The sequence below is a fragment of the Trinickia violacea genome, assembly GCF_005280735.1.
GTDB classification, from domain to species: Bacteria; Pseudomonadota; Gammaproteobacteria; order Burkholderiales; family Burkholderiaceae; genus Trinickia_A; species Trinickia_A violacea.
On the sequence record NZ_CP040078.1, the window covers coordinates 3,259,382 to 3,279,228 of the forward strand.

20 protein-coding genes and 2 pseudogenes are annotated in these 19,847 nt (G+C 58.4%); 7 read left to right on the forward strand and 15 right to left on the reverse strand.

Annotated elements, in window-relative coordinates:
• Positions 1-3 precede the first annotated feature (3 nt).
• Complete coding sequence (locus FAZ95_RS36665; RefSeq protein ID WP_137337211.1) at positions 4-315, forward strand: DUF2968 domain-containing protein; 312 nt, start codon at positions 4-6, stop codon at positions 313-315.
• Between the two features lie 149 nt (positions 316-464).
• Here FAZ95_RS36665 and FAZ95_RS36670 read toward each other — a convergent pair whose 3' ends face one another.
• The 8 genes from FAZ95_RS36670 to FAZ95_RS40410 all read right to left on the reverse strand — a co-directional run bounded on the left by FAZ95_RS36670 (position 465) and on the right by FAZ95_RS40410 (position 7,005).
• On the reverse strand, positions 465-821 hold the full coding sequence (locus FAZ95_RS36670; protein WP_137337212.1) for a PleD family two-component system response regulator: 357 nt from the start codon (positions 819-821) through the stop codon (positions 465-467).
• Positions 822-1,006: 185 nt separating this feature from the next.
• The gene (locus tag FAZ95_RS36675) at positions 1,007-2,269 is read right to left on the reverse strand and encodes a glycosyltransferase family protein (protein WP_137337213.1); all 1,263 of its coding nucleotides are present in this window, start codon (positions 2,267-2,269) and stop codon (positions 1,007-1,009) included.
• A 195-nt stretch (positions 2,270-2,464) separates the two neighbouring features.
• Complete coding sequence (locus FAZ95_RS36680) at positions 2,465-3,613, reverse strand: DUF2827 domain-containing protein (RefSeq protein WP_137337214.1); 1,149 nt, start codon at positions 3,611-3,613, stop codon at positions 2,465-2,467.
• Complete coding sequence (locus tag FAZ95_RS36685; RefSeq protein ID WP_137337215.1) at positions 3,610-4,185, reverse strand: DUF4019 domain-containing protein; 576 nt, start codon at positions 4,183-4,185, stop codon at positions 3,610-3,612. The genes FAZ95_RS36680 and FAZ95_RS36685 overlap by 4 nt, the downstream gene beginning before the upstream one ends.
• 121 nt (positions 4,186-4,306) lie before the next feature.
• Positions 4,307-5,461 (reverse strand): DUF2827 domain-containing protein, encoded by a 1,155-nt coding sequence (locus FAZ95_RS36690; protein WP_137337216.1) that lies wholly within the window; start codon positions 5,459-5,461, stop codon positions 4,307-4,309.
• The gene (locus FAZ95_RS36695) at positions 5,458-6,609 is read right to left on the reverse strand and encodes a DUF2827 domain-containing protein (RefSeq protein WP_137337217.1); all 1,152 of its coding nucleotides are present in this window, start codon (positions 6,607-6,609) and stop codon (positions 5,458-5,460) included. Before FAZ95_RS36695 ends, FAZ95_RS36690 begins: the two co-directional genes overlap by 4 nt.
• A gap of 115 nt (positions 6,610-6,724) precedes the next feature.
• The gene (locus FAZ95_RS40815; RefSeq protein ID WP_367873676.1) at positions 6,725-6,877 is read right to left on the reverse strand and encodes a YadA-like family protein; all 153 of its coding nucleotides are present in this window, start codon (positions 6,875-6,877) and stop codon (positions 6,725-6,727) included.
• The gene (locus FAZ95_RS40410; RefSeq protein WP_254700178.1) at positions 6,835-7,005 is read right to left on the reverse strand and encodes a hypothetical protein; all 171 of its coding nucleotides are present in this window, start codon (positions 7,003-7,005) and stop codon (positions 6,835-6,837) included. The genes FAZ95_RS40815 and FAZ95_RS40410 overlap by 43 nt, the downstream gene beginning before the upstream one ends.
• Positions 7,006-7,915: 910 nt before the next feature.
• Here FAZ95_RS40410 and FAZ95_RS36705 point away from each other — a divergent pair.
• Positions 7,916-8,638 carry a response regulator transcription factor gene (locus FAZ95_RS36705; RefSeq protein WP_137337219.1) on the forward strand — a complete coding sequence of 241 codons (723 nt, stop codon included), beginning with the start codon at positions 7,916-7,918 and terminating at the stop codon, positions 8,636-8,638.
• A 223-nt stretch (positions 8,639-8,861) separates the two neighbouring features.
• Positions 8,862-10,148 (forward strand): CHASE2 domain-containing protein, encoded by a 1,287-nt coding sequence (locus FAZ95_RS36710; protein ID WP_137337220.1) that lies wholly within the window; start codon positions 8,862-8,864, stop codon positions 10,146-10,148.
• Between the two features lie 227 nt (positions 10,149-10,375).
• Here FAZ95_RS36710 and tnpC read toward each other — a convergent pair.
• The 5 genes and pseudogenes from tnpC to FAZ95_RS36735 all read right to left on the reverse strand — a co-directional run.
• Positions 10,376-11,801, reverse strand: a pseudogene (tnpC, locus tag FAZ95_RS36715) (IS66 family transposase); the annotation flags it as partial.
• A 46-nt stretch (positions 11,802-11,847) separates the two neighbouring features.
• Positions 11,848-13,107 carry an IS256 family transposase gene (locus tag FAZ95_RS36720; RefSeq protein ID WP_137330674.1) on the reverse strand — a complete coding sequence of 420 codons (1,260 nt, stop codon included), beginning with the start codon at positions 13,105-13,107 and terminating at the stop codon, positions 11,848-11,850.
• A gap of 30 nt (positions 13,108-13,137) precedes the next feature.
• Entirely contained in the window at positions 13,138-13,272 is a 135-nt protein-coding gene (locus tag FAZ95_RS40615) for a hypothetical protein (protein WP_302674749.1), read from the reverse strand.
• 65 nt (positions 13,273-13,337) lie between these two features.
• Complete coding sequence (gene tnpB, locus FAZ95_RS36730; RefSeq protein ID WP_175425850.1) at positions 13,338-13,673, reverse strand: IS66 family insertion sequence element accessory protein TnpB; 336 nt, start codon at positions 13,671-13,673, stop codon at positions 13,338-13,340.
• The gene (locus FAZ95_RS36735; protein WP_254700156.1) at positions 13,670-14,056 is read right to left on the reverse strand and encodes a transposase; all 387 of its coding nucleotides are present in this window, start codon (positions 14,054-14,056) and stop codon (positions 13,670-13,672) included. Before FAZ95_RS36735 ends, tnpB begins: the two co-directional genes overlap by 4 nt.
• A gap of 126 nt (positions 14,057-14,182) precedes the next feature.
• Between FAZ95_RS36735 and FAZ95_RS36740 the strand changes: the two genes are divergently transcribed.
• The 4 genes from FAZ95_RS36740 (at position 14,183) to FAZ95_RS36755 (ending at position 18,052) form a co-directional block, all read left to right on the forward strand.
• Positions 14,183-14,719 (forward strand): sensor histidine kinase, encoded by a 537-nt coding sequence (locus FAZ95_RS36740; protein ID WP_175425862.1) that lies wholly within the window; start codon positions 14,183-14,185, stop codon positions 14,717-14,719.
• 110 nt (positions 14,720-14,829) lie between these two features.
• Positions 14,830-16,014 (forward strand): EAL domain-containing protein, encoded by a 1,185-nt coding sequence (locus tag FAZ95_RS36745; RefSeq protein WP_217497457.1) that lies wholly within the window; start codon positions 14,830-14,832, stop codon positions 16,012-16,014.
• A gap of 1,426 nt (positions 16,015-17,440) precedes the next feature.
• On the forward strand, positions 17,441-17,692 hold the full coding sequence (locus FAZ95_RS36750; RefSeq protein WP_137337788.1) for a hypothetical protein: 252 nt from the start codon (positions 17,441-17,443) through the stop codon (positions 17,690-17,692).
• Between the two features lie 36 nt (positions 17,693-17,728).
• Complete coding sequence (locus FAZ95_RS36755) at positions 17,729-18,052, forward strand: hypothetical protein (protein ID WP_175425864.1); 324 nt, start codon at positions 17,729-17,731, stop codon at positions 18,050-18,052.
• Positions 18,053-18,117: 65 nt separating this feature from the next.
• Here FAZ95_RS36755 and FAZ95_RS36760 read toward each other — a convergent pair.
• Positions 18,118-18,408 (reverse strand): annotated as a pseudogene (locus FAZ95_RS36760) (ATP-binding protein); the annotation flags it as partial.
• Between the two features lie 378 nt (positions 18,409-18,786).
• Positions 18,787-19,740, reverse strand: a complete 954-nt coding sequence (locus FAZ95_RS36765) for a LysR substrate-binding domain-containing protein (RefSeq protein ID WP_137337224.1) — start codon at positions 19,738-19,740, stop codon at positions 18,787-18,789.
• Positions 19,741-19,847 lie beyond the last annotated feature (107 nt).

A 19,847-nucleotide genomic window follows, 5' to 3' on the forward strand; every position in this document is an offset into this window, starting at 1 on the left:
GTAATGAGGTTTCTTCGTATCTTTTCGGGTTTCGATCATTTAGCCAGTCTGCTGCTTCACCAGAATGACCCGAACTATTACATCACGCTGTCTCATAACGGTACCCGATTGCGAGTACTGAAAGCGCCCGATCTCTATAGCACCGAAGCCGTGTTTCACAACTTCGAAGAACAGGTTGTCCGGCTATCGAAATACCAGATGCGGCAAGCCCAAACCGAAGCGCAAGATGAACAGCTCACACGTATGCTTGTGCAAGCAGAAGCACAGGTCAAACGGCTACGCAAGCACCTCCAACGTAAGACCAGCCAGGAGTAGATGGTCGCGAATCGGCAGAATCAGGTCCACAAGGAAGTCATCCAGAACGAGGCACAATGTGCCCCTCACTGGCTTAGCTCAGGGTGTCGGCACCGGCCAGCAAGATCAAAACACCCTTCTATCTCGTCAGCGTGCGACGTCATGAAAAATCAGGGAATATAGATCTCCACGGTCGACCGCAAGAGACGGACGATTTCCGCGGTAGTGAAATCAGTGATCTGGTCGAGAATCAGCAAATCGAATTCGTGACCGTCCACTTGCTCAAAGAACACTCGTGAACTGTTAAATTCATGGCAAGTGTGACCACCCTCCTGCAATACCTCACGTATGAAGCCCGTTTGCGGAAGATCATCGCCAAGGATCGCAATTCTCATTTGTTCACCAATCGACTCTTTCGTGAGCCATTTGATCCTTACCGAGGCGGTGCGCGACAGCATATTGGTATTCGCCGATTCGAAGCGGCATAGCGACAATTGTTCAAAAAGAAGCACGCAATCGAGCCACATCGAGTTCCATTTGAATCGCCTGCATCCTACGGCGTCTGCGGATTCCCCCGGAGGAAGGGCCCCGTTCCTGAATCATGCCGGATTTCTTCAACTCTGACTGGCCCGTAACTCCGGGTCAGCCTCAGTGCTGACTGGTACCCAGTACTTAAAACCTGATGCACTGCCAGCCTGAGAAAACAAACCCGTCAAGCGCTGCTGCTCTCGCATGCCAACGAACGTGCCATCTCTTCGAGCGGCGTGCTCCAGTCGCCCAGCCTGCGCTGCCTGAACAAGCGCATCGACGCATACCACGGCGTGAAGCGCTGGCAGTCATACCATCTGCTATCGCAGGCCTGTGAAAGCAACAGCCAGACAGGCCGCCCAAGAGCGCCTGCGAGATGCACCGGGCCAGTGTCGATCGCAATCAGCAAATCGAGTTGCCGCAGGATATGCGCGGTATCGGAAAACGATTGGATGTGAGTGCCAAGATCGATTGCCTCGTGACGTTCCAGAAGCGCGTGTTCATCCGGAGAAAGTCCGTCCATTTGCAGCGAGAAGAAACGGCAGGCCCTGGACTGCAGCAAAACTTCCAGCTTGCTCAGCTCGACGGAGCGAAACGGTTCATGACGCACCCCAGTGCTGCTGCGCCAGATGACACCGACCCGAAAACGCCCGCTCCCCTGGTCGAGGCATGCCTGAACATGCGGCGGCAGTTCGTGATTGGCCGGCGGTTCGATATAGGCGTCAGCCACGCTCGGAAAATATGGATTCCTCTGATATCTCGCGAAAAGGTTGAACGTCCACGTAATGTAGTCGCACTCTCTCATAGCTGCGCTCGTGTCCTCGACGACACGAATGCAGTCGTCCGACTTCAGGACTCCGTGCAACGACCGCGCCGCGAGAAAATATACCGCATGCGCCCCCTCCTCCTTCATCGCTTGTAGATAACGCGCATACATGATCAAATCGCCAACGCCGCCTTCCATCACGATTGCCACCCGCTTGCCAGCCAGGGACTCGGACAGGCTAGGGACTTTGTCTTCAATCCATTTGATCTGATCTTCGGTCTGTCCGTGGTAAAGATAGCGCACCAGCGTCGAACATCCATCCTTGTCTCTCAGTGCCCGAAATAAACGATGTGCTTCATGGAACTTGCCCAGCGAATATTGGGAAATGGCCAACTCCGAGTTCGCGATGTAGACATCTGTATCCGAAGAGAGATCCGAAACCGCATCCTTGAGCAGCGGTTCGGCACGTTCGAACATACCCAAGAAATTCATGTCGATGCCCAATTGCGCACGCTGCATCGCGTTTTCGGCCCGATCGGCCCATCGCTCTAGCAGATGAATTGCCTCGTCAGCCTGCCCCGCAGCCCGCAACGCGCGAGACAGTTGTATCGCAGACTCATAGTTCATCGCGCGAAGATGTTCCGCGTAGGCGTTCGTTACGTTGTCAAGATTGTGTTGCATGCATTTCGTCCGGTCATTCAGTTGACAACGTTTTCCCGGGCCCACATCGATTGTGATCGTCGCATTCGATGCAACGCAAGGCGAGCCCGCCGGGATCCTTCCCGACGAACGACGTCCTGCAGGCAAGACGCTCGCCACGCCGACGTCTGCCGGTCAGAAACGCCGACATGCCTTGCATTTCCTCGAACCCTCCCCTCATGCAGGCGCGAGGCGGATGGGCCGGCGCATCAGGTCCTCCAGCAGCGCGCTGTAGGTCGCAACAAGCTGCGCGTTATCCGGCAAGTAGCGAGAAATCAGCGCGCGCTGGCGTTCGCGATACCAAGCCGCCTGTGCATCGTGCGTGGCCATGACTTCGAGTACGCGGCGCGCCCCATCATGTACATCGTTATCGTGGTAGTAATACCCGAGATCGGAACAAAGCGACGCATTGTGCACAAGCGGATAGCCCTGCCAGCACGCCTCGAGATAGAGGTAGTTCAGCGGGTTTTCCAGCTGATGCGAGATCAAAATATCCGTGTGTTCCGCAAGAAATTGCGGCGTTTCGTGCCGGCCAAGAAACACCGCCTTATGCGCTCGTACGATATCCAATTGGTTCATCAGTGCGATGAAGTCGATACTATCCCGTGCAATCCGATCGGCATTCGTCACCTGAAGCAGCGCGATGTCATCCCGCCGTTCGCGGTACGCGAGCTCAGCGATCAGCGCCGGATACAGGCAGAACTTGGTGACATTGATATTGGGCTCGATTACCGAAAGGCGTTTTGTGCCGCCCGGACCGCGGTTCGGCCGGTATTCGCCGCCGTTCTGCAGTTTCTGCGAGCGCGCCTTAAGTAGTTCTGGACTCCATACGAACGGTACAACCCGTCCCGTCTGGCGGCGCAAAACCTCGAAATACGACCGGCTTATATTTGCAACTTGCGGAATGATCCAGATGTCATCGTAGCCCTGGTTGACGAACAGATTGCCACCCCAGAGCGGTTTGTTGAACAGCACCCCCTCCATCGCATGGACATACTCGAACCCGCAGCAGTACGAGACCACTCTCACGCCGCGTTGCTTAAGATACGCCGTTTGAGCCTGATCGATCTGACCGCCAAGTTCGATCAGCACATCGACGGAATCCTTCGCTGCTTCGAAAGTAGTGGTCGGCCAGCGCTTGAGATCCCACGGCAGCGAAGAGGTAACCGGAACGACGGTCGTGTTGACGATGACGACATGCTCTACGCCCGAACAGTGCCGCAATGCCTCCACCAGGAACACGGCATTCTGCTTGATGCCGTTATTCCAGAGTGTTTCCGCCGCGTCGTGCAGCCCGATCGTAATGCCGATGCGCAAGCCACTCATGGCTTGGGGACCTGTGCCGATTGCGCAGCCGAATCTTGTGACTTGCGTGGCACATAGCCGGTCAGATGCCACTTGCCGTCGTTCTCCAACCGGAAGCTCAACAGTTCGTAAACAGCCCCTCCCTGGACAAGTGCCGTGGTGAAGTTGACATTCGCATACAGACCAGCCGGAATGCCAGAAGCGTTTGCCGCGTAGCGAATTCGCGTCACGGACGCCCATCCGCGCGCCGCCACTGCGCCGAACGACTGCCGCGACGTTCTCGTGTCCAACACCCACTGATCTTTTGGAATCTTTGCCTTCACAAAAGGCGCCGTGTCGTCCCAGATTTCGCCGAAATGGCCTGCGTCGATCTGCTGAACAACGCCATCCGCGTCATGCAGCAGATCGTCGGCCGACGTACCCGGTTCAGCGAACGCAAGCGCCGTTGCGCATGCAAGCACGCTCGCGACAGTCAGTTTGGCAAACAAAAACTTCAAGATAATCTCCTTGCTGGCAATTACTATGTGGACGCCGGCGCCTTCGGCGAGAGTTTTACATAGCGCCCGATCCCAGACATCCGTATAGACGGTCATGTGACCGAGAAGCGGCGTATTCACAAAAACCCAACAACAAGACCCTCTTCAGCGCGGCGCGACACAGAAACCGCGCCAGAAACGAAAATGGCCTTATAGCAAGACATCCCGCCCCGTCGTCTCAAGCGGTCCGATAGAGCGCATCAATCGCTTCGCTATAGAAGCGAACGTTGGACTCGTTCTCTGGATCAAGGCCGCGCAGAAATTTACTAGCCGTCGCGCGATAGGTGTCGAGGTTTTCGTCGTGCTCCTCAAATGCCCGCACAATCGCACGACCGCCCTCTTCGCAATCGAAATCGTGATAGCGGTAGCCACAATCGCCAATCAGATGGGAATTGTGAATGAGCGGATATCCGCCATAAAGCGCTTCGTAGTAAACGTAGTTCTGCGCATTTTCCCAGTGATGGCAGACGATCACGTCAACGTCGGCGGCGACCACCTGGCAAAACGGAAATCGCCCTTCGAACGAAGTCAGGCCATGCTTCACGATGTCGAGGCTGCACGCAAAGGCGTTGAAGCTCACATGATCCTTGAGATGAAACGTGTTGTACGCCCACACGTGCTCGAGAATATCTGGCCTCGCGCGGTGCGCGGCCTCACAACTCAGCATCGGCACGAAGCTCGTTTTCACCATACAGATGTTCGGCTCGAATATGCCCGCCCGCCAGCGCCGGCGGCCGGAACGATAACCGAACTCGCGGCCTTCTGGAAGTTTCGCCGCTTCTCGATCGAGCGCTAGTGGACTCCACAAATGCGGCACCACTTTCACTGGTGCGCGGAACGTGCTTCCGAAATACGGTACGCAGGTTGCCTCATATTCGGCCAGCGTCCATACCTCATCATAGGGTGCCCCTGAAATCAGGAGACCGTGCGGCTTATCGAAGATCATCCTTTCGATATCGATCACATAGTCGTTGCCCACACGCATCGACACGATCTTGCCACCGCGCTCCCGAAACGCGATCGCCCAATTCCGATCGAGCTGCGCGCTCATCTCGATCATGACATTGACTTCCGACATCGCCGTGTTCATATCGATCAGCGGCACAGGCGAGTTCGCGAGGAAATTCTTCGCTTCGTCGGGGCCACCGTCCCCGCCGCCGACCACCAGATACGCCTGGGCGACGCGCGGCGAGCGCGCGAGCAGCATCACAAGAAACAGGCAGTTCTGGTAGATGCCGTTTTCCCAAAGCGATTGCTCGCCCTTGCGCACATAAATCGAAACGCCGATCCGCAGCCCAACAGCCGGTGCGCCCGAAGAAATTTGGACTGTCATGCGCCGCCCTTCTTGACCGGAAATGGTGTGGCTTCGCAAAGATGACGCAGTCTGTCCGCGTACATCTCGAGATTGCGTCCGCTAAATGGATTGATATCGTCGAAAACTCTCTTCGAACGCTTCCGGTAATCGTCAATCCCGTCACTGTGCTCCGTCGCCGCGCGCAGTAATTGCCGCGCGCCTTCGAGTATGTCGAACCCCGGATAGTAATAACCGGCGTCACGCAGCCAGGGCGAGTTGTGGATCAGGGGATAGTCGCCGTAGAGCACGTCGAGATAACTGTAATTTTGGTCGTTGCCCCATTGGTGCGAAACGACCGCATTTGCATGCTGGACCATGAAACCCGCGATGTCGTGGCGGCCGTGAAAGGTCGCCTTATGCTGACGCACCAAGTCGAGCGAATTGGCGAAATGCAGCATCGTCATGTGATCTTTCATGTGCAGGGTGTTGAGCACATGGATGGCCTTCACGCTGCCGGAATTCTCGCGATAGGCCTCGTCGCAAATCAACATCGGGATGCTCGAAGCCTTGACCACCGAGATATTCGGCTCGAACACGGCAACGCGCAAGCCCTCGCCAACGTCATCGTCGCTGGCGCGATCACGATAGCCGTATTCGTAGCCGTGCGCGGTCAGTTCCTGGATGCGCTGCTCCAGGAACTGCGGATGCCAGATGTACGGCACTTCGTATACGGGGCAACGGTGCAGCGTCCGCATCAGCGGAGCCAGCAATGCATCCTTGGGGAGCAACCAGACTTCATCGCAACGGTCGGGCCGCGCAGCATGCGTGGGCTTGTTGAAGACCACCGGCTCGGCAAGGCCAACGTAAGGCTGTCCGCAGCAATAGAACACCACCTTTTTACCGCGTGCGCGCATCAGATCGAGCCATTGGATGTCGAGCGCCCCCCCCATCTCGACAACGACATCCACCTCGTCGGTCGCTTCCCGCAAGGTCATGATTCGCAGGTTCAACGCATCCAGATCGACCGGTGCAGGCATCGCACGCTGGTCGCCCACATCGATCAGGACGACCGATCGCACGAACGGCAAGCGCCCGAACACTTCGGCAAGAAAAATAACGTTCTGGCCAAGTCCGTTTTGCCAGATGTTCTGGCCATCATGCGTGACAACCGATATTCCGATTCGCATATTCAACGTTCAATTAATGATGTGAAGCCGCGCATGCCGTACGCGCCGTCGGCGATTTGTCGGCCTATGACGTTATGAACCACAGTCGCCAGCCAATTTTCCACATAGGGCCGCCTTACCATGAATATCCGACTCCGACGTTGATCAGCATATGGAGGCCGCTCGCCGTCCTCACACCCATCTTGATGATCGTGCTGTCGCTAATTCTGGCACTGCCGCCAATCGCTAGCGCGGCAAAGCCGCCATAGTTGTCAACACTAGCTCCAATACTGAACTGAACGACTTGCCGGCCTCCACCTGCGGCAAGCCCACGAGCGTGTCGGCCATCGCGACGCCTGAGTAGGTGCTTACCCCAAGAATGTTGACGCTTTGCTGCAATGTCTGCAATTGCGTCATGTTGACCGCGTCGCATGAGGTCGCAAAGCTCGCGACCGTACTTTTGGTCATCCGCAAGAAAACGAAAGCGAATTGATAACGCGACCTTGTACTGATTGACACTTGGATCGGTGTGGCTCGGCGGGCATCGCAGATGCGGTCGAGGACACGATTAACTGCTCCCGCGAAATTCGGACACAACGCACCTAACGATAAGAGTGATGCTGGATATTGATCGTTGTGCGGGAACGCGTTGTCATAAACCGTTCCACCGTCAGCAAATTCGTGAGACGGCGTTCCGGACTCAGCCCTGGCCGCGACTGATTCGGCTTACCTTTGCCAGATTGGTGCTTGCATGTACTAATCCATGAGCCAAGCGCCGTACTCCAGATCGCTCTGTATGACCGGTTCAAGGCACGTGTCTCCGCCAGGCTGCATGCCCATCTGCAATGATTCGTAAACCAGTCAGATCTTCCACTGTGTATCCGCCAGACAGCGAATCAGTTCGCACGCCCTAAATTGAGTAGGCGAAGTGTAGGGTCCTACGACTCCCGACATTCTGAACAATCGTGAACATCCACAGAAAAATGTTACGCCGGCGCACAGCGGGCGAAAAGTCGGACTATTAAAATGATTGCCAGTCCGCCCTGCGCGTTAAGTGGGCCCCATCAGACGCAGGTCTCAAGCGTGACTTGATGATTGATCCAGGCGCCGCGAATTTATACAGAATCCGAAAATTCAAAAACGTTGACAAACCAACACACTTGAAAGCCCCATCATGAGCGCTATTACCAGCAGCCATGGCAACTGGTATCGGGGATCGGGTTCATCAATTCGATGCAAATATCAAAACGGACGGCGAAAGACTTACGCGATGCCCGCGTGATCGCTTCGACCACCCCATCAGACCGGCCGGACAAGTGAGATTCGTATGGAAATCCTGTCATTAGAGGACGATCACGCGCAGGCAGAGCTGATCGTTACATCACTGCAGGCAGAAGGTCACAACGTATGGACGTTTAGCGAAGGCCGCCAGGTGATCCGCCACCTCGAAACTGCGACGGTAGATCTGCTAGTGCTTGATTGGCAGGTATCGGACATTTCCGGACTAGATGTGCTCGGCTGGGTTCGCGAGCGAATCGGGCGCGATTTGCCCGTGCTGTTCGTGACCAACAGGTCGCGTGAAGACGAGATCGTAACGGCGCTGAGCGCAGGTGCGGACGACTACATGATCAAGCCCGTACGCCGCCGGGAACTGATTGCCCGCGTCGAAGCGTTGCTGCGGCGGGCCTATCCGCCCGTCAACCGCAACGAGACGCGCATCGCCGCCGGAGCCTATGTCGTCGACCTGCTCAATCGCATTGTATTGCGCAACGGTGAGCCGATGGATCTCGCTCCGAAGGAATTCGAAATTGCGGCACTTCTCTTCCGCAACCTCGGGCGCACGATGCCGCGCGAACAACTCGTCAAGATCATCTGGGGACGTGAGCTCGACAAGATTTCCCGAAGTCTGGATACCCATATCTATCGCCTGCGCTACAAACTAGGGATCGGGCCCGAGCATGGTTTGCGGCTACGCGCGGTCTATACGCACGGCTACCGGCTCGAGCGTGCAACCTACGACGAGGATGATCTGCGCCCCACGGAACATTGACGTCGGCGATCTTTGCCCCTCTGCCGCTCGATCCGACTATACGAATTGTCACGCCGCGCTTTTGCTGCAATCGGCCAGTCCCGTTGTAACCGCAGATGGGCTCCTCCGGTCGCATTGATAGCCTTCGAGATGCTCAGCAACACAGAACTGTCGAGCGTCGTCGACGAATGCTTACCCACGCTCCGTCGGAACGCCTGACGCTGAACCCGCATTGATACCGGTAATGCCGAACGTAACAACACGATTGCGCGATCTATGGCGAGGCTGGACCCTGATTGCCGCAACGATGGTCATGTTGACGGCAAATATCGCGCGGTCCAATTTCTTCGACCGGCTCAACCTGATGTTTTGCGATGCGTTTCACAGTTACTACGCGCCGGCGGCTGATCCGGATCTGCTCATCGTCGCAATCGACGATGAGAGCGTGAAAATTGTTGGCCGGTGGCCGTGGCGCCGGTCGCTGCAGGCCAGCTTGCTTGACCGTATCACCGAGGATCATCCCCGTGCCATTGGCATCGACATCATCTATGGCGAGCCGGATGACATGCATCCTGGCGACGATCGCGGCTTGGAGAGCGCCATTGCGCGCAACGGCCATGTCGTACTGGCCACAGTGCCTGGTGAGGACAGCAGCGGCTTTGCGCCAGATACGCTGAAGCCGCAGATGACTCAGTTCTCCTTTGGGATCGGCCATGTCAATGTCGAGCCTGACGTCGACGGAATCGTGCGGACGGCCACATTGTATGAAGCGTACCGCGGAAAATTGTGGCCGCATCTTGCGATCGAGCTGCTGCGGGCGGGCGGTGTGAATGTGCTTCAGCATGTACCTCTGAAAAGCAGCAGTGGACCTCTACTGAATTTGCCACGAAATTGCCTCGAACCCTACCGTGAGCCTCATGATGCTAGCGGTATTGATCTTCACGACTCTGTGCGCAAGCGTTGTTTCTCTGTCGCATCTGCGCATCTGTTCTTCAAGCCTGGCGCATCGGTGATCGGTTCACTGCTCGTGCTTCCGACCTGGATCTGGCTACGCCACCAAGCGGCGCTCGCCTATCTGACGCGCGAATACGACCGTATGCAGGGCGACACAGCGTTTCTCACCAGTGGAAAACCTAGGTCGATTCCGAGCGGCGACGTTGTTACCCGCCGCATCAACAGCCTGCAGGCGGCAGTCGCGCACATGCGCGCACAGCGTCAGTTCCTTGCAGACGGACTCGAGAATCTCCCTGCGGCGACGATCGTGCTGTCGTTCGAGGGCACGGTGTTGCTGGCAAACAAACATGCCGAGGCACTCGCGCACGCACGTGGACAGAACGACCAAGGGCCACTGATCGGCAGTCTGTCCTCTACTGCGATCAGGCGCATGACCGGCGATGAGCGTGCAGTCGCGTTCGTGACTTCGAAACTGCAGGATTCGCTGGCACGCCTGCCCGATCTACAGACCGAACCCAGCGAATTCGAAATCGCAACCGACGATGGCAGCTTCCTGATCATTCGGTGCGCCGCGTAAAGGCAAACGAAATCTTCGGCCCAACGTGGATCGTCCATTTCGAAGACGTGTCTGCAATCCGGCAAACGGCCATACAACGCGACCAGGCCCTCAATTTCCTGTCGCACGACTTGCGCGCCCCGGTCTCGTCGATTCTCGCCCTGCTCGAAATTGAGTCCGCTCGCGTCTCGACAACGGATCGGCGTCTCCTGTTCGTAAGCGCCCGGTGAAGGCACTGCGGAGGTTTGTCAGGCGGCAGTCGGAGCCCAGCGATGCGGCAGCAACTGGTCGATGTCATCGGCTCGATGGGTGGGTAACCGTGTGAGAACGTCTTTCAGATAGACGTACGGATCGTGGCCGTTGAGCTGCGCCGAGCGGATCAGACTCATGATCGCGGCGGCACGTTGGCCGGCGCGCAATGAGCCCGCGAACAACCAGTTCGACCTCCCGAGAGCCCACGGGCGGATCTGGTTTTCCAGCCAGTTGTTATCGATGGGCACGTCCCCATCGAGCAGGTAGCGCGTCAGCGCCTCCCATCGCTTAAGGCTGTAGTCGAGCGCTTTGGCGATCGCCGATCCCTCGGAAACGAGCTTGCGCTGGCCGACCATCCAGGCGTGCAGTGCGTCGGCAACGGTTTGGCTCGCTGCTGACGAACGACACCTCTTTGATCGTTCTTCAGGTCAGCGACGTCGCGCTCGACATCGTAGAGCGCGACGAAGTATTTCAAAGCCTGTTCCGCGACCTGGCTCTTGTGGTTGGCGTGCAACTCGAAGAACTTTCTTCTGGCATGAGCAGCACAGCCGATTTCAGTCATGCCCAGCTCGAATCCGGCTTTATAGGCGTTGTAGTCGTCGCACACCAGCTTGCCGCGCCATTTGTCCAGGAACGCACGGGCATGTTCGCCGGCACGGCTATCTGCGAAGTCATACACCACAGCTTTCACATCGGCAAACTGCGTGGTGCTGTACGCCCACAGGTAAGCTCGGTGTGTCTTCCCCTTGCCGGGCGCCAGCATCTGCACCGGTGTCTCGTCGGCATGCACCACCTCGTGGCGCAGGAGTTCCTGGCGAAGCGCATCGACCAGAGGTTGCAGCCGCACCCGCATACGCCCACCCAGGCGCCCAGCGTCGATTGCGGGATGGCCAGGCCCGCGCGCCCGAAGATGCGTTCTTGCCGGTACAAGGGCAGATGATCGCCGTACTTGGCAACCAGCACCTGCGCGAGTAGCCCGGTGGTCGGGATACCCTTGTCGATCACGTGAGGCGGAACCGGTGCCTGGATGAGTGTTTCGCACGCCTTGCAAGCCCACTTACCGCGGATGTGCCGCTCGACCGTGAACACGCCCGGCGTATAGTCCAGCTTCTCGCTGATGTCCTCGCCCACACGCACGCGCTGGCAACCGCAGGCGCAGCAGCTCAGGTCCGTCGGTTCGTGATGGAAGTCGGTGCGCGGCAATTGCGGTGGCAACGGCGCACGCTTGGGCTTCTGGCCTTGTCCGCCCGGCGAGGTGTCCGGCTGCAGTTGCTCGAGTTCGGTTTCGAGTGCGGCCAGATCCGCGTCGAGCGCTTCGTCGAGCAGGCTCATCTGTTCGGTATCGAACTGCTCGCTGCGTTTGCCGAACTGCAGGCGCTTGAGTACGGACAGTTCGTGCGTGAGCTGGTCGATGCGCGTCTGGCGATAGGGAGGTATCCGGATTTCTGTGTGTGAGGCGGGTTAAGACTCAGATTCCGATATTGAATCGCTCGGGGTAAAGCAGCGCGAACTGTGTCATCGCGCTTTTCCAATCGTGCCGAGAGCCGCTCCATTTGGCAACGACGTTGCGCAGCGCTAGCCAGATCAGCTTGAGCGCGGCCTCGTCCGATGGGAAGTGGCCGCGCGCCTTGATGATCTTGCGCAATTGCATGTGCAGCGACTCGATCGCATTTGTCGTATAGACGATTTTTCTAATCTCGGGCGCGAACGCGAAGAACGGAATCACCTGTTCCCAGGCCCGCCGCCAGAGCGCTGCGATCGGCGGGTATTTGGCGCCCCACGGGCCGGCGTCGAACGCGTCCAGGGCCGCGGCAGCCGCCTCGGCCGTTGGCGCCCGGTAGACCTCCTTGAGCGCTGCCGCAGCCGCTTTGCGATCCTTCCAACTCACGAAGTCCAGCGAGTTGCGAATCAGATGGACGATACAGGTCTGGACCGTCGTTTCCGGAAACACCGTGTTGATCGCTTCCGGAAAGCCCTTCAGGCCATCGACCACGGCAATCAGAATGTCCTGCACACCGCGCAGTTTCAGGTCGTTGACCACTCGTAGCCAGAACTTGGCGCCCTCGGTCTGCTCGATCCATAGGCCCAGCACGTCGCGTGTGCCGTCGCGGCGCACGCCCAGCGCCAGATAGATCGCCTTGTTGCGTACCACGCCTTCGTCACGGATCTTCACGCGCAGGGCATCGAAGAACACCACCGGATACATGGCCTCCAGCGGCCGCTGCTGCCAGTCGCGCACTTCGTTGAGCACCGCGTCGGTCACCGTGCTGATAAAGTCCGGCGACACCTCGATGCCGTACATCTCCAACAGGAAACCCTGAATCTCTCGCACGCTCATGCCGCGTGCGTACATCGCGATGATCTTGTCGTCGAAACCGGTGAAGCGCCGCTCGCCCTTGGCGATCAGCACCGGGTCGAACGTGCCTTCGCGATCGCGCGGAATCTCGACGTCGAACGTGTCGTCGTCGGTCGTGATGCGCTTGCGGCTGGTGCCGTTGCGGTGGTTCGTGCCGCCTTCCGGCTTGGCTTGGCCCTTCTCGTAGCCTAGGTGGTGCGTCAGCTCACCGCCTAGCGCGCGTTCGAAGATCGCCTTCTTGAGCGCAGCCAGTTGCTCGTTAATGGTCGCCCGGTCCAGTGTCCCGGGCACCAGTTGTTTGATCAGCTCCGGGTCCAGGTTCAACCCCTTGCCCGGTTCCACCGTCGTTTCTTCTTTTCGTTTGCGTGGCATAAAGCGGCTCCTTTGCCGTCAGTTTATGCCTCACACACAGGAAATCGGATAGGCTCGGCGATAGTGCAGCTCTCGCTCCGTCTCGCCGATCTGGGTCATCAACTGAGCGGCCAGTGCGCGCAGTTGCTCCGGGCTGAGGGCGTCGAGGTCCGCGGGCAGGTTCATGCGCTCCAGTCTGCCAGAGCCGGTATCGCCACGGAAGCAAAACGGTTTACGGCGCCGGCGACCCTTTACACCACGCAGATCGCGTGATCGTGCGTCAGCGTCTGCCACGGCAGTCCCGTCACGAGCGCTCTTAACTGCTGGGGATTCAACGCGACGGCGATTGCCTCGTGGCCGTTCGTCCATACGAACCGGCCCTTGTTCAGGCGACGCGCGGCCAGCCAGATTCCAAACCCGTCGTAGACGAGCACCTTCATGCGCGTCGAATGCTTGTTGGCGAACAGATAGGCATGGTGAGGGCGCGCTGCGCCGAACACCTTCACCACACGCGCCAGAATCGTATCGGTACCTGCACGCATATCCAGCGGTTCGGTCGCTAGCCAGATCGCGTCGATGCGGATCACCGCAGCCATCCTTGCAACCACACCGCACAGTCGCTCGCCGCCGACAACGGCCAGCGTACTGTCACCGTCGCTGCTCCTCGACGTACCTCGATCTGGATCTCTGTCGCGTTAGATGCAGCCCCGGGCGCTTCCAGCTGCAACGGCACAAACTCTGCCGATGGCACGCTCATCGACTTGCGGGCAACCTCGGCCGCATCCAGCTCTTCCTGCGCAGCCACCCAGCTTCGCAGCATGTTGGCATTCAAGCGATAGTGCAATGCCACCGCCGCGATCGACACGTTAGGCTGCATCGCCGCCCGGATGACCTGTGCCTTGAACTCCTTGCTATGCCGCCGACGTCGCGTTGGTTGCACAACCTCCTGCGTCACCTCGGTTTCATCCATCGTGTACATCTGTCCATTAAAAATTTAGATGGACACGATCCTCGCCTTCGCGCCTTACGCAATCAAGATGACTTCCCCGGGCGCTTACTCCTGTTCGAGCAAATACGCCGCTACGCCGAGCGGGCAATGTTGCTCGCCGACGACTTCCTGCTCATAGCGAGAACGCAGAATCAACCGATCGTCTATCGGCTGGTCGCGCTACCCATGGTACGGCTCGACACCATTGAGGATGCCTGGGTGCTCTCGCGAAAGCGCGACCAGAAATTCGATCTGGATTTCCCCGAAGAAGCATGGGTAATCGGCAACACCACACTGCTCAAGCGCGCAGCAATGAATCTTGTCACCAACGCGATCAAGTACTCGACGCCAGGTGACACAATCAAGGTCGCGCTCACCGACGCGGGACATTCCTGGACTGTATCGGTCATAGATCACGGCCGCGGCATCGGAGCCGACGACCAGAGGCGCCTGTTCGCCGAATTTGTCCAGTTGGCCGCTGATCCGCGAATCGAAAGGGGCGCCGGCCTCGGCCTCGCTTTCGTCAAGACCGCTATTCAGAAACATGGCGGCACGGTGTTCGTCGACAGCGAAATCGGTCGAGGCTCCACATTTGGATTCACGCTTCCGAAAGCCGATCCGGACGGAACACCACCTGTCGACTGAACGGACGACAGTCGCACCCAACGCCCATCCGTGACAAATGTTGACAGCGCGATTTGCCCGACGTGGCACGCTGTTGGATGGATTTTCACACTGTTTTCGCGAGACATTTCGTGACCACCGCCACGCCACCTGAGTTGACTCTGCTAACAGTCGGTCCACGAGACAGAACGTCTCGATTTAAAAGCATTGCACAGTCCCTGGGATGCCGCGTGGAATGCGTCGGTTCCGCGCAGGAACTACGCCAGACGCTGGGGCGCCAACGCGTTGACGCAGTTGTGCTCGACCCGGATCTCGAGCAGGGGCTCTGCTTCGAGTGCTTGATAGAACTCGGCGTGCAACAAACACTCGGCTCGATCTGGTTTGTTGTTGAACCGGGTTCAGCACTTATCAAATCTGCGGTCACTGTCGCGCAATCATACGATCTATTTGTTGGGGCCACGCTCGACGCCCCAGTCAACGCTGAGGCAGTCTCCCGTGCAGTCGCGGAACTGCCAGCCAATGCCAGACGAGCGTCGTCGCCCGCGACCACGTCAGCCGAAACCCTCGGCTACGCGCTAATTCGGGACGCAGTGGATGCAGGCCGGATCGTGCCGTACTGCCAGCCCATTGTAGACGTGCATACCGGCGCGCTCGTCAGCCTCGAAATGCTCGCGCGCTGGCGTCGCGGCGCCGGATATATCGACCCCGCCCGCTTCATCCCGGCGATCACGCGCATGAATCTCGACGACCGTCTGATGCACAGCATGCTCAGTACTGCACTCGCCGGAGTTGTACGCAGTTACATTGCGAGCGGGGTCAAGCTGTCGGTGAACGTCTCCGCGCGCGCCCTATTCGCGCCGGAATTGCCGGACCGGTTGATTTATGAGATCGGCGACTGCCCGCCTGCGTCGATCGTTATCGAAATCACTGAAACTGACGTAGTATCCGACGCTGAGTTCGGACTCTTCGTCGCGCGAGTGTCAATGCTTCGTTCGCTGGGTTTTTGCGTATCGGTCGACGACTTTGGACAAGGGCATGCATCACTCAAGCGCCTGGCATGCCTGCCCGTAACGGAACTGAAGATTGACCAGGCGCTGACTCGTCAGGCTCGCGATCACGATGACGCGAGGCAAATCATTCACATCTGCGCCGATCTCGCGCGGCGCATGAAACTTCATTGTGTTCTTGAAGGTGTAGAAACACCTGACGACATGGCCCTTGCCCGCACCGCCGGAGTCGATGCAGTACAGGGATACTTGGTTGGACGCCCTCAGCCGCTGGCTGAGCTTCAATCACTGCTGACACGGGCGGAGTGACGCGCCCGGCGATCTTTCTTTCTACGAGCCTTGGTCAAATCCGCGAGTTGGCCTTAGCGGGCTGGTATTTCCGGCAAACGGAGCCATCCGCGCGACTGACGAATACGGGCCACGCCCCACGAAGCGTCTCTGCCTGTAGATGGGTAAGGTCGACACGGCAAGCGCGATAGTAAAAATACCAACCTCCTGGTACTTCGACGGTTCTGTCCGGGTCGATCCGCAGCGGGCCCACCTCCAGCACGAGCAGAAACGTGTTGACATAGGTTTCCGCGATGTATGATGCCGCTGCGCGCGTTACCATCTGATTAGACGGCGCCCTGGAACCGATAGTCAAATCTTCGCCGTTATCCGACCGGGCCTCGGCCGCGTCAAGCCGCATTGCGTTTCGTTTGCTCAATTCCTCTCCCCATGACCAGAGGCATATCGCAAGCCCTGGTCAATATTCGGATGTCAATTCGACACGCCCTCAGTTATACGGCTACTGTGGAAATGCCATGTGAATCTTTGTCACGAAACATGGCAAAACCGAAGCGCGTACCGTCAACCGCGTTGCGGGCGTGCAGTACAACATTGAGCAGTCGAGGATGAACGAAACTGCGATCTTCAGACGATTGCGGGAATTATCACATCAATGTTTGCGCAGCATGAAACATCACAAACATTGACAATTTCACCCGCACCAGCAGATATAACTTGGAGTAGGTACAGAGGACCGGTGTTGTGCTGAGTCCTTTGGCCTTCTCCTTTTCCGCTTCGTCCATATGTCGCGCAATTGAACTCCATGAAAACCTCTGCCGTCACCCCCATTGGCCGGACCGCACACGCACTCGCAAACGCGGAAGAACATTCTGTTATTCTTCAAATCTTGTCCTCGTCCTGCAACTACGCGCCCCACAGTCGAGACACGCGATCAATTGGTGTAGCGTTAACGACGGATGACACGCATCAGCTGATATCGGAACTCAATCGTGCGTTGCTACAACTGGAAAGCGTAACTTAGGGATGACAAGACTTTCGATGGCGTTGTCGGGTAGTTGGACGCGGTTACCCGCGCCCAACTACCCGACAACGCCGGGGCAAATGCTGGGGTGCCACAGGCATATGGTGTGCAGGTTCACCTGTACCGCAACGGTGAAGACATCTGACTACCAATCCTGAAAGCCAAACTGCCGGACGGCGGACGAGTGGCCGCCCGTACTTCTGCGGTCCGCTTGGCCGCAGCGCCTCCGCTGACACCAGTTTGCGTCGGAGGCCACGATCCAATGTGTGACCATCGTTGACAGTTTGCGCACCGCACCGCGCCGCGCTTATGCTTGTGCGGCCGAACACATTGCGCCCTTGGGCTATACCGGTCCCGGTGATACCGGGAATGTCCGCGGTAGCCACGCGCTACCTGCGTCTCTTTGATCCTGTCTCCGAATACGACATGAAGCGTCTTCTGCCGATATCGCTAGCTACGGGCATTGGCCCCGGTTTCGCCGGTGCAGCATACGCACTCAACCTCGACGTCAACGTTGGCACCCCGGCCCCAGTGGTTGTTGCGCCCGCGGTAATTGGGTGGCATGGCGACTGGTACTGGGATGGTCACCGGTACTGGGCGCGTCGGGACTGGGAGGAACATAACCGCCATCCTGGCGAGCATTGCCCACCGGGGCATGCCAAGAAGGGCGAGTGCTGAGCTGCTAGCGGCTAGCCTTTCATAGGGGAGCGGTTCGTGAAAAAGATCTATCCATATCGGGGCTTCGAGGTCTCGGTGGAGCTCGAACCCTTGTTTGAACCTTCCCGCAGCGTTACCTTGCGTGCGCCGACGGGCTTTTTCGCCGTGGTCCGGCTCTTCCGGGCGGGCGCGACGCTGGCCATGGTTGCGTCCCTGCGCTTGCCGGCGGCCGGATCGGGGCCGTTTCATACCGAGGCCGACGCATTGATGGCGGCGTTCAGTGCCGGGCAGCGGCTCATCGACGGCACCATGACGGATGTTCGCGGACGTGGGAGTTGGTTGAATGCGTATTTCGGGGAAGCTGAACGCCCGTTTCGGTGAAGTCAAACAGGCCAGGAGGGAGGTGCTGCGTAGTGCTTAGATTATACGGTGGTTTTGTGCATGCAGATCCAGGCATAGCTGGCGAGCGTGGCGACGACACCCCTGTTGAGAGCACAGCTCTGCCGGTACTCGATGTCCTCAATGCAGGCTTGGAGATTCTTGAGTTTCGCAGACTTGAGCAATTGCTCGAGCCGCCAGGTATCGCGCCAGGCGATCTCACGATCCACGACCATGCCGAAGCGCTCCTCGAACGACAGGCTCGTGCTGGCCGTCAGCGCCGTCTGCTCCTCGAACGCGCAAGCCATGCCGTCCAGCTTGAGGGCCTTGAGCTGGGAGAGGGTTTGCCGCATCAACATGCGTGACCTCGTTGGGTCAGTGGTAATACTTGGGTCCTCGCACGTTCTCGTGCAGGGGCGACTGCCCTTCAGTCGCCCCGCTTTGTGGCAGCGGCTGCTTGTCGGAGCCTGTTTGCAGGGTGGTGTCCTGCTGCAGATCGTCGAACGCGGACGGGCCGAGGACTGTACTGCAGCCTTTGATGAGGTGCAGTGATCCATTCGCTTTCGTAAGGCCGAGTGGCCGGTCCCAGGGGCCACGTTACTAGGACGTCCTCGCCGAGGATGTTGCCGCCAGATCCAGCGCAGCTCCGCGTATAGCGGAGTGACAAATGGCGGCAGGCAGTACCGCGAACGTTCGGGTCGCACGCGCCGCTCGCGTTTTCCTACGCAAATCTTGCTTCAAAACAGTAACTTCAGCCGGTCGAACAGCATGCGGTTCGCTTCGCCCGCAGATCGCGACCGCGATCGGATGACTTTGCACAGGCAGTCGATAAAGCATTTCGCTGCCTGGCTGAGCGTCGCGTTGCGCAGGCTGATTACGCTGACACGACGGGTATGAAACTGCTCATCCAGTCTCAGCGGCTGCGCCCAGTTGCGCATGGACTCGCAGTGCAGCAAGGGTTCCGGGCATAGGGTGAGCATATCGTTGTACCGCACCAGATCATTCAATAGTGAATACGAATGCGCACAGTGCACGCGGGCGGGGGCAGCCTTTGCCTCGTGTTGCCAGAACAGGTCTTGCATCAGGCTTTCATAGCTGGCTGGCGTGAAGTTGAGCGCCCAGTCCTGGTCGAGCAGATCATGCAACGAGCGCCTGCCGAGGGTCGGATGTCCGCGGCGGGCGATTATGCGCGGCTCGTATGCAAACAGCGGTTCGATGTCGAATTCCTGGTCCGTCAGCGCCACTGGCAGCGCCAGGATGCCGAAATCCAGCGCGCCTTCCCTCAGGCGCGGTAACGCCACTGCGGTCAGTCCTTCGAAGATCTCCAGCTGAATCGCCGGCATCTGCTTGCGGAACAGCGATACCGCCTCTGGAAGAAAGTTGACCATGACCAGCGGGGTGACCGCGATGGCGAGCTTGCGGGCCTGATCCCCGCGCAGTTTTGCCAGCTCTTCGCTGGCGCGCTCCATTTGCCCGATGACCAGTCGCGCGTGCTTCAGCAGCCTGTGCCCGGCATCCGTGAGGCTCACGCCCCCGGCGGTGCGCACGAGTAACGCAAGCTGTTGCTCGCTTTCCAGCTCGCGCAGCGCCTTGGTGACGGCTGCCTGGGACAGCTGCAACAGGCGTGCCGCTGCACGGATGCCTCCGGCGTTCGCAACACAGACCAGCGCCTCCAGTTGATGCAGTTTCATGTCTTTGCAGGCAGGCGGGTTGCGTGGCTACAACCGCGGGTTAATGCGGTCAATATGAACGTTTGGGTCGGTTCATTCCGGAGTTGGTTCATAAACGAGCGGAGTCA

Coding starts and splice junctions, on each gene's coding strand:
- FAZ95_RS36665 (WP_137337211.1), top strand. CDS start 4: ATGAGGTTTCTTCGTATCTTTTCGGGTTTCGATCATTTAGCCAGTCTG.
- FAZ95_RS36670 (WP_137337212.1), bottom strand. CDS start 821: ATGTGGCTCGATTGCGTGCTTCTTTTTGAACAATTGTCGCTATGCCGC.
- FAZ95_RS36675 (WP_137337213.1), bottom strand. CDS start 2,269: ATGCAACACAATCTTGACAACGTAACGAACGCCTACGCGGAACATCTT.
- FAZ95_RS36680 (WP_137337214.1), bottom strand. CDS start 3,613: ATGAGTGGCTTGCGCATCGGCATTACGATCGGGCTGCACGACGCGGCG.
- FAZ95_RS36685 (WP_137337215.1), bottom strand. CDS start 4,185: ATGACCGTCTATACGGATGTCTGGGATCGGGCGCTATGTAAAACTCTC.
- FAZ95_RS36690 (WP_137337216.1), bottom strand. CDS start 5,461: ATGACAGTCCAAATTTCTTCGGGCGCACCGGCTGTTGGGCTGCGGATC.
- FAZ95_RS36695 (WP_137337217.1), bottom strand. CDS start 6,609: ATGCGAATCGGAATATCGGTTGTCACGCATGATGGCCAGAACATCTGG.
- FAZ95_RS40410 (WP_254700178.1), bottom strand. CDS start 7,005: ATGACGCAATTGCAGACATTGCAGCAAAGCGTCAACATTCTTGGGGTA.
- FAZ95_RS36705 (WP_137337219.1), top strand. CDS start 7,916: ATGGAAATCCTGTCATTAGAGGACGATCACGCGCAGGCAGAGCTGATC.
- FAZ95_RS36710 (WP_137337220.1), top strand. CDS start 8,862: ATGCCGAACGTAACAACACGATTGCGCGATCTATGGCGAGGCTGGACC.
- FAZ95_RS36720 (WP_137330674.1), bottom strand. CDS start 13,107: ATGCCACGCAAACGAAAAGAAGAAACGACGGTGGAACCGGGCAAGGGG.
- FAZ95_RS40615 (WP_302674749.1), bottom strand. CDS start 13,272: ATGAACCTGCCCGCGGACCTCGACGCCCTCAGCCCGGAGCAACTGCGC.
- FAZ95_RS36735 (WP_254700156.1), bottom strand. CDS start 14,056: ATGGATGAAACCGAGGTGACGCAGGAGGTTGTGCAACCAACGCGACGT.
- FAZ95_RS36740 (WP_175425862.1), top strand. CDS start 14,183: ATGTTGCTCGCCGACGACTTCCTGCTCATAGCGAGAACGCAGAATCAA.
- FAZ95_RS36750 (WP_137337788.1), top strand. CDS start 17,441: ATGAAGCGTCTTCTGCCGATATCGCTAGCTACGGGCATTGGCCCCGGT.
- FAZ95_RS36765 (WP_137337224.1), bottom strand. CDS start 19,740: ATGAAACTGCATCAACTGGAGGCGCTGGTCTGTGTTGCGAACGCCGGA.